Here is a 13,760-nt window from a genome sequence, read left to right on the forward strand (position 1 = left end):
ACATATTCAAAGAATCACCCCAGAAATGTAGCACATTTGCGAATTATTGGCAAACAAAAAAACAGTATTTTTCACATTATCTTTGAGCATCTTCAGTTGATTCAGTAGCTGTGGGCACCGTAACAAAAAAGCTCACAATGTAATCCAATATTGCACTAAAACTACCTGTTATCATACTAAAGAAATCAAATAACCAATCAAACCAACCAGATATAGTTCTCTCTGTTTTTTCTCTTTTTGCCGACCTTTTTGTTTTTTCTTCAAGTTTCTCTTGTTTTTTTCCACTATCCTTTTTACTCAACTTTTGCGCTTGAGTTTTTAAATCAACACCCTTTTCTTTCAAAAGAATAATGGCCTTCTCCATATCAGCTATAAGCTCTTGGGCCTTTTCTATCATTTGATTAAAGTACGGAGTAAACTGATCCTTAATATAAGAACTGGTTGCTCCTATATTGTTCCACATATTATCCATTGAATAATATAATTCACGGGCCCGTTTGTCACTCAACTCACGAGTAATTGCCTTAAAAGTATCCCACGCCTGCCGCTCGTACTCGCGAGCAAGATTAATCTGCTCCATAAGTTTCATAAGCGCATCATCTATACCATTATCAACAGCATTAACCGACTTAAGTTTTTGTTCTAAATTTTTCAACGTTTCTTGCTCTAATTCAAGCACAACTAAAAACTCACGTTCCTGCTCATTTAGCGAACCTTGCTCTTCTCTCATTTGTTCTAATTTTGCGAGCAATGAAGAAATAATTTCTTGTAATTCACCTTGACCAACACCAACTTTGACATAAAAAGGATCAAACGCATTGCGATCAAGTTCGGTACGTTTTTGGAAGAAAAACATGCGAGATTCTAAAATATCTTGTTTCACTTGTTTAATCTTTTCATACCAACGCTCTGCTTTCTCCCACCAGATACGTTTTAGCAACCAATTGCCTTTTGGCTCATCAACATCTAAAGTATCAATTCCTTTTATTTCAATAACGGCTGGCTTATCCTCTCTTTGTTCTTCACTTTCTTGCCCTTCCCCAGAACCCCCCCTTTCACTTATAGGTTCTTCTTCAGACGCTTCTTCTTCAGTTTTTTCAGTTGTTTCATCTTTTTCTACTGCTTCCTCTTTCAGATTTTTTTCTGTAGTTTTATCTTCTATTGCAACGGCCTCTTCTTCTAGAACTTGCTCATCAACAACCTCTCCAGTCTCTTTCCCTATAACATCATCCCCCACTGTTTCTTTTTGCGTATCTACTACAACATCTCCTTGATTATCAGTAATATCTTCTCCTATTGCCTCTTCTGCCACAAATTCTTCTTCAGACACGCCTGGAGCCTCGGCTACGTTTTTTTCTTCAGTATCAGTTATTTCTTCTTCAACAACTCCCTCTATTGACTCTACCTGTGCTACAATTAAGTAACTTTTACCAAAAAAGAACAGTGCCAATAAAAGAAATAATGCGCGCAATGAGCGCATAAATAACAAAATACGCATAGCCGTTGCTCCTTATTGAGTTTTTTACAATGTAACGGAAAGCTCTTTCAATTCATTAAACAATGCGCTTGAAAGCTCTTCCGCTTCATGTGATGTGTAACTCCAACGCACACCACTTTCAACCCGTGTTAACACTGAACGATCACTTTTAATATCGATGATATCAATTCGTACAACGTTCATCAATGGATGGACAAGAGACGGCGCACGAACAACACCCGCACGTCCCAAAACGCTGTACGCAACATTATTCTCATCTAAAAAGCACATCATAACTTTTTTTTGCCATACCATGTTATGATAGCCCATATGGTCTTTATGAATAGAAATTAAAATGCTTTCTAATCCCTTGGGATAAACTGACTGTATCGGTGTAGTATGCGGCAATCCTTTTTCAGAAAAAGTTGCTAATACACCAACGGTTTTACCTGCCTTCAATACTGTAACTAAATCATCAGGAAGTTTTATCCCAACATGTTTTGCCATAATACACATACCTCATAAAAAAATGGTTTTATTAATTTTAGATAACAAGTTTTAACAGAATTTCCTGTTCATAAACCAACCCTGCTGGTGCAAGCGCAATAGCATTTTCAGACTCAATTATTAACCTTTCTTCTTTCAGTATTAATAATTGGTTAGCTAACCGTGCACGCTCTTTTTGTGAGCAACCAGCATATATAGAATCAAGGCTAACCCCATTAGCTAGACGAAGCCCCAACATAATTTTTTCTAATCGAGCATCTTGCGCACTCAATGTTTGACTCCAAACTATCGAATTTTTTTGACTACGGACCTTCTCTATGTAACTCAGTAAACGTTGTTCGTTACGATACCGCGTTACTCCATCAAATGATTCCGCGTATGCCCCAAAACCTTTAAGTGTCTTTCTTTGCAAATACCCTTTCATATACATAGAACTATGATTAGGAAACTCAAATCCGTACAACTCATATTGATACATACCGTTACTTAGCAAAAATTCACGCAACCAATAGTAAAAATCAATACGTAATTGTACATGTCTTGTGGGTATAAAAGAAAGCGATATTTGTTGAATAGGCCAGGAAATCACTTTTTTAATATATGCTTTCCAGTGCGCAATCGTTTCAGGTGTAATACAAATGGTACACGCAAGTGCAATAATAGAAAAAAAATTCCTCATATGCTCAATAGGTATTTCTGGCTGCATATAGTGGTATATCCCTATAACTAAACGATTAATCCCAAGTTTTTGCCATACAACTATTTTTGATTTATCGAAAAAACGCAGATTAACCTCTATTGTTCCTTGCAAAAGATTGTTAAAATTAAACGTCTTTCTCAGTGTACCAGATATGTCAAGTATTATAGCCTCTGGCAAACAATCTATAGCACCACCTCCAAAATATAGAACTTGCATATCTACTCTTTGACCAAGTACTATCAGAAAATTGTCTATTTCTGTGCACACAGCATCACTATAACTCTTGGCAAGCTTTCTATTTGCATGTGTATAGACAAACGGCCAATTTATATACACAAGCTCTGGTATAATAGAGTAATTGCGATCCACCCTAAGTACTTTTTTCTTGCCGAATTGTTTTTTTAATTAGTGCAACGCTGCCAGCAAAATCTTGGTCTATTCTTTCCTGGGCAGCCTTAGCATTAGCAAACTTTATAGTCAACCCACCCATAAAAATTGTCTCTATCTCTGTAATTAATTCTGGCGAAAATTTTGCCTTTTGTAAATACTCTATAAATTGGCTATCCGTTTTACCTATGGTATTTAGTTGGTATCGTACTGCCATATATTTTTTCAAAATTTCAGTGATAATAAAATAAAACTCTTTGCCACGAGCAACAGTCACATAGTTACCACTTCTAAGAGCTTCAAGTTCACATAACGCCTGCTGCCAGATTGGCTGTTCAACCTTTTTTCTTCGAATATATTTAATTAGAAAAAAAATGCCAACTAAGAGTACTAATACTGCAATAATAATACAACAGACGTACCACGCGCGTGTCTGCCACCACGGCATATGCCACACATCATAAATATCATAGAAGCCGAGTTCATCAAATTGTGTATTCATTAGTACCTCATACGCTTGCGGAAAAATCGAATTAAGTCACCAATAAACTGCTTTTTTGGTATGACTTCAATACAATCAACACCATACTTTCTAAATATGTTATTTTGATCTACCATGCGTTTACGTAAAAATACATTAAGTTCATCAGAACAAGAAATTGTATAACACTGATTTGTTTCCGGATCTTGAACTGTTAATAGACCTACCTGTGGCAATGCATACTCATTATTATCAAGACAACGAACAGCAACTATCTCATATTTTTTTGCAACAACAGATAGCTGTTTAGAAAAATCGGGAGACACAAAATCTGAAACCAAAAAAACAACACTATCCTTCTTTTTCAAGCGCGCAATATAATCCAAAGCAATACCGATGTCTGTTTTTTTGCCACGCGGTTTGAAAAAAAATAATTTTTGCATAATTGCATGCACATGATATTTACTTTTGCCTGGCGGAATAAATAGTTCAACTACATCAGAAAAAAGTAAGAGCGCCACTCGATCACTTCCATAGTATGCAACAAGTGCCAAAATACTTGATACTTGGGACATGATATCAGATTTAAGTTGATCAGTAGAGGAAAATGAACTTGAAGCAGAAACATCAACTGCTAAAATAATGGTACGACTGCGTTCTTCTGTATATTGTTTGACTAAAAGTTTATTCGTACGCGCGGAGGATTTCCAGTCAATAAAACGCACATCATCCCCCTGCTGATATTCGCGAATTTGGTCAAAATCTAAACCCGATCCTTTTTGTGCGGAACGAGTATCACCAATTAAAGTGCCACTAATCAAACGACGTGTGTGAATTTGTATTTCTTTTATTTTGCACTGTATATCTTGCAAGATCATTACTCACCTGTTTTGTTAACAAGAAATTAAAATAACGCTTCTTTTTTTAACACATCTGGAATAGTAATTGAACCATCTGCATTCTGATATGTTTCAACTAAGGCAACCATCAATCGAGAAAGAGCTAACGAAGAGCCATTAAGCGTATGTACTAACTGCTTTTTATTTGTTGAATCTTTATAACGAATCATACCACGTCGTGCTTGAAAATCAGTACAATTACTCACAGAAGACACTTCATAATACTCTTTTTGACCAGGCAACCACACTTCAATGTCATATGTTTTTGCTGAGGGAAATGAGCAATCTTGTGCTGCCAACAAACTTACTCGATAATGTAAACCAAGTCGCTGAAGCAATTCCTCTGCGCATGCAAGCATACGCTCTTGCTCTTTTTGTGATGCTTCTGGTATACACAACGTATACAACTCAACTTTTTCAAATTGATGCATACGAATCAAACCACGTTCAGTAGCACCATACCCACCAGCTTCACGCCTAAAACAACTTGTCCATGATGTCATACGTATCGGTAAATCGTGCTGGTCAAAAATATGGTCACGATACATACTTGCAAGATTAACTTCGGCTGTTGGTGTCAAAAACAAACCGTCATCTTTTAGCTCGTATATCTGGTCTTTAAATTTTGGTAAATTACTAGAAACCGTCAACGATTCTTCATTAACAAGATATGGTGGCAAAACTAACTCAAATCCGTATTTTTGATTATGTTTAAGCATAAACATTGTTAGTGCATATAATAATCTAACAGCATCGCCTTTATATACAACAAACTGACTGCCCGAAACACGAACTCCTGCTTCAAAGTCGATCCAACCAGCAGCAGTCACAAGATCAACATGATGTTTAACTGGAAATGTAAATTTTGTCTGTTTACCAAATACTTTAATCACTTTATTATGATTTTTGTCTCCAGCAGGTACCTCAACATCTAAAAGATTAGGGCATTCGAGATAGTGAGCAAAAAAATCTTTTTTAACACGTTCTAATTCTCTCTCTTTTTTTTCAAGCTCTTTGCCTAATACGATAGATTCTTGTCTAATAGCATCAATAATTCCACCCTTGGCACGATCTACAAGCTCATTTTTTTTACTTCGCAATTGCTCGACCGCCAACAATATTGTTCGTACATGCCCATCAAGTTCATACAAACGTTGTGCATCATAAGCTGGTTCTTTTTTCTTAAGTGCAACAATAATTTCTTCAGGGTTGTTTCGCAAAAGTACCAAATCTATCATGTTGAATAATCCTACAGTCTTATATATACAAAAAGGCCGCATTACGCGACCTTTTTTTGAGAGTAAAAGCTTTTTTCTAGAATGAATAAGCTCTTATTAACGGATTTTAACTGACCGTACAACTTCTCTTAAATTCTTACCTGCTTTAAAGCGAGGTACATTTACCTCAGGAAGATCAATACGCTCTTTTGTTGCAGGATTAATGCCCTTGCGAGCAGGACGACAAGAAAGCCAAAAACTGCCAAAACCAGTTATTGAGACTTTTTCGCCTTTTTTAAGCGTACGCTCAATAATGCGAGTTAAAGAATCTATCACACGAGAAACATCTTTTTTACTAAAAGTAGTTTCTTCGCTGAGCGAGTTAATTAATTCACTCTTATTCATGAGAACTCCTCATCAGTTAGGTTAGTAATGGTTAAAACACTGCTACTTCACATCATACTTTTCTTTTTTTTTCCTCTAATATCTGTAACATATACTAGTTAGGTTTACAAATTTGTCAACTTATGGCTAAAAAACAAGGACCTTAATGTTAGTTGATACACATTGTCATATTAATACAATAATAAAGAAAGACTTTGATGTTCCATTACCCAAAAATTATGTACAACTTGCACAACAAATCATAGATGAAGCTACACAGCACAAAGTAACGACTATCATTAATGTTGGCACAAGCTTACAAGAAAGTATCGACTGTGTATCCCTAGCACAATGCTTTAAAAATGTATGGGCTACCGTCGGTTTACACCCAAATGATTGTACAAGTAATTGGATAAACGATTTTAAAAAAATAAAAGCACTTGTTCACGATAAACAATATAATAATATTGTTGGTATTGGTGAATGTGGTATGGACTTTCATTATCCTGAATACAATGTACAACGACAAAAAGATGTTTTTAAGGCACACATTGAATTGGCACTTGAAAACAATTTAGCGCTTGTTATACACACACGTGAAGCGCCAGAAGAAACATTAGGCGTTCTTTCAGAATATGCTAGCCAGATTTCTCGCGGTGTGATTCACTGCTTTTCTGAGAAACAAGATTTTGCTAATCAAGTTATTGATTGGGGTTTTATACTTGGTATCGGCGGCACTCTTACCTATCCAAAAAATAATTACTTACGAGATATTGCACAAAACGTTTCACTTAAAAAAATTGTACTAGAAACTGACGCGCCATTTTTGCCAATACAAGCTATGCGTGGTAAAAAAAATCATCCAAAATATATTGCTGAAATTGCACAATTTTTGGCCAATTTAAGAAATGAATCGTTATATGTTATTACTAAACAAACAACATATAATGCATTAAGGCTATTTAACATTTCATAACTATAAAAAAGTAACAGGTATTTTTATGGCAATATTTGATGATTTTCTAAAACTCGATATTCGTGTTGGTATAATTGTGAAAGTTAACGCTTTTCCAGGAGTGCGTAAACCAGCATATAAATTACCAACGAAACATACGTTTAAAACCAACATCAAGCCACAGGTGAGAAACAGCACCAGTAATGAAAAAAATAGTGTCAAAAAAAATAATTTTGGCATACGTCGGCACATATAGACTTATACAAAACGCTATTACCAATGGTGCCAATACAAGAAACCATAAGCGATGAAACAAGCCTCGATGCTTAACAAGCATTGGAATAATGGAAACAATTGCCAGTATTGCTATAATTTCAAAATGTTTACGCCAGATCAAAAAAATATATATGACAAGTAAAACATGATAAAAAAGCTTCTGTCCTTTACTTTTTATATCAATATCTGGAAACAATGATCCGGCCAACGCAAAAAGAAGCCATTCAGTTGTGGTAAAAAATGATGGGTGGCACAGCGAAAGTAATAAGCCCGCTGTAATACCATATGCAATTGCTCCACCTGCTAAATGTCCTTTATAACCTGGCATACCACTCCAACAGAAAGTCTTATGTTAACTTTGCAAACTCAGTACCCGGATAATAAAATTCTAAAATTTTTTCATGGTTCCAGCCATGCCTGACCATTTCATGCGCACCCCACTGGCACAATCCACGATGATGCCCATACCCACGGCCTGTAAATAAAATTTTCTCACCTTTTTTAGACACATTAAAATAAAAACTTTTTATTTCTTTAAAAACTGAGTACATTTTTTCTCCTGAGATTATCATATCTTTTGGTTTTCCTTTCAACATAACCTCCTGTACCAATCCTGCTTTATCTCTTCTTTTAACAGTAAAACCATGTAAACGATACACATCGTTAAGCGAATTTTTAAGTATTTCTTCAAAATCCTTTAAGTAAAATTCTGCTTGCCAGTTATATATCTTACAACGTCGACAATGCGTGCAGGCATAATCCCGCGCAAGATACGGTGCATCATCAAAATTAGTATTCTCTATTCCCGCTGGTATCACACCACCACAACACGAATCAAACATCGCAACAATAGGTTTTTTGTTATAACTTAAATAAACCCCATGCGTTTGTATCACCGCATCCTTTAGATGGTCATGATCATGAAAACCACTATACGTTTGATGATGGTTAGTATTTCTTACATGATACAAGCGCTTGCTGTTGCGTGAGCTAAGTATCATAGATAGTGCATAACTACGGCACGCAATTGCAAATACTTTATTTACTTCAAGCGGCCAACCTGGCCAGCTTTCGGTTCGTAATACACTAAAAAGATAATCTTCAACATCAATACAATTGATAAGTAATAATGTATCTTTTTCTTTTGCTAATAAAAATGAGCCTTGGTAATTTCCACCATCAAAATGTAAATACTCCGAACATGGCACTAAATAAATACGGTTTTTCGTAAACCTTTGTTTATTAATGTATATAGCAGTTTGTGTACCCAGTTTTTTTATATTCACTACTACTTTTTTTGCAAGATACTTCTTTTTACTTAGCTTTTTTCCATTGGGAACAACAAGTGTAAATCCTTTTGAACAAGAAATTTCGATTGGCTTACCAGTCAGTGTTTGCTCATTGAGCAAAACACGCACGCAATACTTTTGCGCATTCATACCGGAACTTACAAACAACAAGAAAAAAAACATTTTTAATAAGTCAATCAAGAGAAACCCCACATTCCCGTAATAATATTATATACTCTTGTGGTATATGCGACTTTTTGTCTACCGCCAAATTGGCTAGCTCATCAGCCTGTATATTTTCTTCCCGTAATACATGGCCAATAGAATAATTAAGTGGTGCAAGCAACTTTTGTGCAGCACTGTGCAGTGGCTGCAATAGCGGATGTTTAACCCTATACTGTCTATTAATTTGTCTAACGAGCAATTGCGAATCAGAAATAATTTGTACCAAATCATCCTGTTCAATATGATTATTCAAAACACATAACCCCAACAACAACGCTAAATATTCCGCCTGATTATTAGTTTTAAGCCCTAAATAAAAACTATACTGCGCAAATAATTGATCATTTTTCTTAATACAAATGCCAACACCAGACTCGCCAGGATTGTTACGAGATGCACCATCAATATACATTTTCCAATACTGTATATCTGTTTGTTGATTTGTCTTAAATTTTACTTTTGCAGGACCGGTTACATTCTTTTTGCGTGTCTTAGCAAATAAAAAAAGTGATTCCATAATATTTTATGCATTCGTTTCTGACGAAGATTCTGTTTTTTTTACTTCATTCTCATCTTTTTGCTCTAGATACAAAAAACGATAGCACTCTTTACACTGCAACAATTGATTTCTGCTCAACTGCTGCATACCCTGTTCAGTCACAGTATAAAAACAGGCACTACAACTCGTATTAAGCACAGGAACCACAGGATCCGCAACACGCATACGCATCATAGAATACTTTTCTAGCCACTCATCTGGAACACATTTTTCTTTATCATCTCGTGCTTGCTCTTTACTTATTAACTCCTGCTGAAAAACATCAATCTTTCTCTGTACCTCTTGCCGCAAAACATGAATTTCCTCAAGCTTTTTTTTATGTTCTTTTTCAATCTTTTCATACATTTTTTGCGCTGATTCAACCTTATTCCAGGCGTCAATAAGTGTATTTTCTAAATTGTGCTGCTCGCTTTTAGTAATATTAATTTCTGTGTTAATTGATTGGTACTCTTTTGTATTGCTAACAATATAAAGTCGGGCTTTTTTTTCCTTTAAATGTGCATCTAGCTCTTTCATACGTAGCTCATACTTATCAACCTCTTTACATAACTGGTGCACGCGGTCTTTTGCTTGTATTTTTTGCACTTCAATAACATTCTGCTGATCTTGAAATTCCCGTTTTGCTTGCTCCAGTTGCTCTATTTGGCCGTGCAGTCTACGTAAACCTTGATCAAATGCTACAAGATCGATAAATGTACTGAATGGGGTTTGTTCACTCACCATATCACCTTCCTGAAGTTGAGAAATTGAGAATTATGGTGGGCCCACCAGGACTTGAACCTGGGACCTTTCGGTTATGAGCCGACTGCTCTAACCAGCTGAGCTATGGGCCCGCCATATAATTTTTATAAGAAAGGAATTCACTACCACAACTTATGTTACCATATGATACCAAAATAGGAGTTTTTGTGAAGTTAAAATAAACTAAATTGTACTGAGCAAAAAATCTTTCAACCGTACGCTAAACGCCCATTCATTGTCATACCAGCCAAAAACTTTGCCCATATCGCCGCACACATCGGTCAAATTAGTATCGATGGTAACTGAATATTCGTTACCACTAAAATCTGATGAAACAAGTTCATAGTCTGTCACATCAAGAATATTTTTGAGTGGCTCTTTTTGCGTCGCCGCAATAAACACCTCGTTAATTGTTGCAGCCGAAATTGATTTTTGAGTAATAAAACTAAATTCTATTAATGAGACTTTCGGAATTGGCACACGAATAGCCATAGCCCTAATACAACCTTGCAGCTCTGGAATAATCTTACCAATTAACTCTGCTACACCGGTAGTGGTAGGAATTAAATTAACTGCAGCTGCACGTGAACGGCGCAAATCTTTTGCATTAACATCAAGAAGCACTTGCGTGTTGGTATAGGCATGAATGGTTGTCATTAAGCCATTTTTGATCGTAAATACATCATGAAGCACCTTTACCATTGGCATAAATGCATTAGTCGTACAACTGCCAAGTGCAACAATATAGTGTTTTTTTGGATCAAAATCAGTATCGTTAACACCAGGAATAATGGTCACATCTTCTTCATATGCAGGCGCAGTAATCAAAACACGCTTTGCACCCGCATCACAATGTTTTTGTGCTTCCTTGCGCCATGTAAATCTTCCTGTAGCCTCAACAACCCAATCAATTGAGTGATCTACCCATGGTATACTGAGAGGATCAAGTTCAGTAATAATAGAAATTGCAAAATCATTCACAACCAACATATGATCTTTCAATTCCACAGAACCAGGAAATGGACCCATTAACGTATCGTATTTAAACATGTGTGAAATCATTTCAATCTGCGCTGTTCCAACATTGATTGCAACTACTTTTATTTTTTTTGATGCTTTAGGATCGAGTAAAACAGAACGTAAAAAATTCCTACCAATTCTTCCAAAACCATTTATCGCAATTTTTAACATTGATTCTCTCCTTGTGATATCACTATCGTGATATCTTGTTGCCTCAAAAACAGATGAAAAATAAATATCTTTTTCATATAAATTCCCCCTAAAATAAAAAAAATTACATAGACACTTCTAAAATTTATACTTATAGTACAGCTATGTGCCAATTGTTAACTTCATTAATAACCCTTTTAACGTCACTTTCCTCTAATATTGGTAACTCTAGTAACAGGGGTATATCAACCAGTTGTGGATGTAAAACAAAATTTTTAAGCGCATCTGTCCCAATTATTCCATCACCTGGTGCAAAATGCCTATCAATGTATGAACCACATAGTTCTTTTGTATCATTAACATGAATTAAAACAATATTTTCTATACCAATAGTTTCATTTACAAGTACAATAAAATTACGCAAACCATCTTGACTAATAATATCATAACCATATGCATGTGCATGTGCAGTGTCAATACAAAACTTTATCTTCTCCGGCCTATCTAGTTTTGAGTATAATAATGCAAAATCATACAAATCACTTCCCACTGACATACCAGCATACGCCGTGTTTTCTAATACAATGGTAAGCGGTATATCACGTTTAAATAATCGATTAAAAAAACGAGCCATCGTATCAATACCTGCCAAACGATCGGTTGCACCTTTAGTTGTTCCTGGATGTAAAATGATATGACTAAACTGTAATTTTTGAGCAAGCGCAAGTTCACGTTGCAAAACACGATGACTCTCTTGCATAACAAGCGCCAAATTAATCCAATATGAACCATGTACATATAAATCACCAAATTGCTTACGTAGCTGTAAAAACTGTTTAATTTCTTGCTCGCTTGGTTTTATATGGCGTTCCGTTTTTTGTTGAATCAAAAAACATTGAAAACTAGAAACACCCAAACGCTGTGCTTGTTGCGCAACAGAGGTTATTGTGCTTGTAAGTCGCAGGTGGACTCCTACTGTTCTTGCCATGTCTCCCTACACATTAAATGCACGCTCCAATTCATTTTTGTCGTTATAGTTGGCTAAAACAGTTATACTCTCCTGCTTTATTTTTTGTAATCCCTGTTTAGTATCTGATTCAAAGCGTAATGAAAGCACTGGCTGTGTATTTGATGCACGAATTAACGCCCATCCATACGGCATTACTACTCTGACTCCATCAATAGTTATCATTTTTACTTTTTTTTGCTGCTCAAAATAAGAACGTACTTCGTCAACAATTGATTGTTTATCTTGCTCATCACAATCAATACGATACTCGGGAGAACTATAGCGCTCAGGAATAACCAAAAGCAACTCTTTTAATGATTTGCCAGATATTAAAATTAATTCAAATAGTCGCATCATCGCATATACACCATCATCATATCCAAAATAACGATCATGAAAGAAAAAATGACAACTTAATTCGCCTCCCAAAATAGCACTATGCTTATTCATTGTATCTTTGATTAAAGAGTGTCCTGTTGCTGACATAATTGGTCGTGCACCCCATTTCTTAAGTATTTCAATTAATGCCGATGATGCTTTTACATCAAACACTACTATCGAACCTGGGTGCTGTTTGATAATTGGTTGTGCAAACAAACCCAATAATTGATCTCCAGGTACCAAAAAACCATCTTTAGTCATAGGCGCCATACGATCGCAATCACCATCAAGACCTAGTCCAATTTGTGCATCAGTTTCTGCCAATAATTTTTTTAGATCTTGCATATTGTGCTCAACCGTTGGATCAGCTTCATGATTTGGATAATCACCATTAACTTCTTCATAAAGCAAATGAACATGTTGCCATTTCATTGCACGCACTAATTGTGGTAGAACGGTACCGGCCACACCATTTGCACAATCAACAATAGCCCTAAGTGGCATATTTTTTAAAAAATCAAACTGCTGCGCAAGATAATCAATATACGCAGGTATGACTGGATACTCTTTGATGATACCTTTCTTTTTGGTATTAACTCGTTTTTTTTGTTTAAATAACTCACGAATTTTTACGATTTCATTACCCCACACCATCTCTTTACCAAAACATATCTTAATACCATTATATTCTTTTGGGTTGTGTGAGGCAGTAATCATCAGGCCAGCATCAATCGACATAGTATGCATAGCAAAATATAGGACTGGCGATGGACATACACCAATAAATAGTACATCAAAACCACTATCAGCAAGAACAGCGCATACGTGCTGTTTTATCTGTTTTGAGTGACTACGGCCATCCATACCAACAGCAACAACTTTTACTTGTAAATCACGCTGCATAAAATAGTCAGCAATAGCATACGTCAAGTCATACACATCATCAATAATAAATTCAGATCCAACTTTTCCCCTAATATCATACTGTCGAAAAACAACGTCTTTCATACCTGCCATTCCTTTTTAATAAGAACCTATCCCAAAATTAAAATCTTGAAATAATTTTGTAAAAAAAGGAAAATCTCGCTGATAAAAAGATGTTA

Annotated in this window: 15 protein-coding genes and 1 tRNA gene; 1 reads left to right on the top strand and 15 read right to left on the bottom strand. The window is 35.7% G+C overall.

Annotated elements, in window-relative coordinates:
- Positions 1–76: 76 nt before the first annotated feature.
- The 7 genes from KC460_03610 to KC460_03640 all read right to left on the bottom strand — a co-directional run bounded on the left by KC460_03610 (position 77) and on the right by KC460_03640 (position 6,073).
- On the bottom strand, positions 77–1,498 hold the full coding sequence (locus KC460_03610) for a hypothetical protein (protein ID MCA9770427.1): 1,422 nt from the start codon (positions 1,496–1,498) through the stop codon (positions 77–79).
- Between the two features lie 24 nt (positions 1,499–1,522).
- A complete protein-coding gene (locus tag KC460_03615) occupies positions 1,523–1,984 on the bottom strand; it encodes a pyridoxamine 5'-phosphate oxidase family protein (protein MCA9770428.1) in 462 nt (153 codons plus the stop codon).
- A 37-nt stretch (positions 1,985–2,021) separates the two neighbouring features.
- The gene (locus tag KC460_03620; GenBank protein ID MCA9770429.1) at positions 2,022–2,900 is read right to left on the bottom strand and encodes a hypothetical protein; all 879 of its coding nucleotides are present in this window, start codon (positions 2,898–2,900) and stop codon (positions 2,022–2,024) included.
- A 154-nt stretch (positions 2,901–3,054) separates the two neighbouring features.
- Entirely contained in the window at positions 3,055–3,573 is a 519-nt protein-coding gene (locus KC460_03625) for a DUF4381 family protein (protein ID MCA9770430.1), read from the bottom strand.
- On the bottom strand, positions 3,573–4,430 hold the full coding sequence (locus tag KC460_03630; GenBank protein MCA9770431.1) for a DUF58 domain-containing protein: 858 nt from the start codon (positions 4,428–4,430) through the stop codon (positions 3,573–3,575). The genes KC460_03625 and KC460_03630 overlap by 1 nt, the downstream gene beginning before the upstream one ends.
- Before the next feature lie 26 nt (positions 4,431–4,456).
- Positions 4,457–5,689: a serine--tRNA ligase gene (gene serS / locus KC460_03635; GenBank protein ID MCA9770432.1), complete on the bottom strand. Its 1,233-nt coding sequence runs from the start codon at positions 5,687–5,689 to the stop codon at positions 4,457–4,459.
- A gap of 96 nt (positions 5,690–5,785) precedes the next feature.
- The gene (locus KC460_03640; protein ID MCA9770433.1) at positions 5,786–6,073 is read right to left on the bottom strand and encodes an HU family DNA-binding protein; all 288 of its coding nucleotides are present in this window, start codon (positions 6,071–6,073) and stop codon (positions 5,786–5,788) included.
- A gap of 145 nt (positions 6,074–6,218) precedes the next feature.
- Here KC460_03640 and KC460_03645 point away from each other — a divergent pair, with 145 nt between their 5' ends.
- Positions 6,219–7,028 (top strand): TatD family hydrolase, encoded by an 810-nt coding sequence (locus KC460_03645; protein MCA9770434.1) that lies wholly within the window; start codon positions 6,219–6,221, stop codon positions 7,026–7,028.
- A gap of 121 nt (positions 7,029–7,149) precedes the next feature.
- On the opposite strand, the gene KC460_03650 is transcribed toward KC460_03645, so the two are convergent.
- The 8 genes from KC460_03650 to KC460_03685 all read right to left on the bottom strand — a co-directional run bounded on the left by KC460_03650 (position 7,150) and on the right by KC460_03685 (position 13,665).
- Entirely contained in the window at positions 7,150–7,611 is a 462-nt protein-coding gene (locus tag KC460_03650; protein MCA9770435.1) for a metal-dependent hydrolase, read from the bottom strand.
- A 19-nt stretch (positions 7,612–7,630) separates the two neighbouring features.
- The gene (locus KC460_03655) at positions 7,631–8,773 is read right to left on the bottom strand and encodes a SpoIID/LytB domain-containing protein (protein MCA9770436.1); all 1,143 of its coding nucleotides are present in this window, start codon (positions 8,771–8,773) and stop codon (positions 7,631–7,633) included.
- Positions 8,766–9,314, bottom strand: coding sequence for a ribonuclease HI family protein (locus tag KC460_03660; GenBank protein ID MCA9770437.1), 549 nt, complete (start codon positions 9,312–9,314; stop codon positions 8,766–8,768). The genes KC460_03655 and KC460_03660 overlap by 8 nt, the downstream gene beginning before the upstream one ends.
- Positions 9,315–9,320: 6 nt before the next feature.
- The gene (locus tag KC460_03665) at positions 9,321–10,079 is read right to left on the bottom strand and encodes a hypothetical protein (protein ID MCA9770438.1); all 759 of its coding nucleotides are present in this window, start codon (positions 10,077–10,079) and stop codon (positions 9,321–9,323) included.
- A 33-nt stretch (positions 10,080–10,112) separates the two neighbouring features.
- Positions 10,113–10,189 (bottom strand) — tRNA-Ile (locus KC460_03670).
- A 91-nt stretch (positions 10,190–10,280) separates the two neighbouring features.
- Positions 10,281–11,288 (bottom strand): type I glyceraldehyde-3-phosphate dehydrogenase, encoded by a 1,008-nt coding sequence (locus tag KC460_03675; protein MCA9770439.1) that lies wholly within the window; start codon positions 11,286–11,288, stop codon positions 10,281–10,283.
- Positions 11,289–11,418: 130 nt separating this feature from the next.
- Positions 11,419–12,255: a deoxyribonuclease IV gene (locus KC460_03680; GenBank protein ID MCA9770440.1), complete on the bottom strand. Its 837-nt coding sequence runs from the start codon at positions 12,253–12,255 to the stop codon at positions 11,419–11,421.
- Positions 12,256–12,261: 6 nt separating this feature from the next.
- Positions 12,262–13,665: a phosphomannomutase/phosphoglucomutase gene (locus tag KC460_03685; protein ID MCA9770441.1), complete on the bottom strand. Its 1,404-nt coding sequence runs from the start codon at positions 13,663–13,665 to the stop codon at positions 12,262–12,264.
- Between the last annotated feature and the right edge of the window lie 95 nt (positions 13,666–13,760).

The sequence above is a fragment of the Candidatus Dependentiae bacterium genome, from assembly GCA_020431705.1.
Classification (GTDB): domain Bacteria; phylum Babelota; class Babeliae; order Babelales; family Vermiphilaceae; genus JAGQHQ01.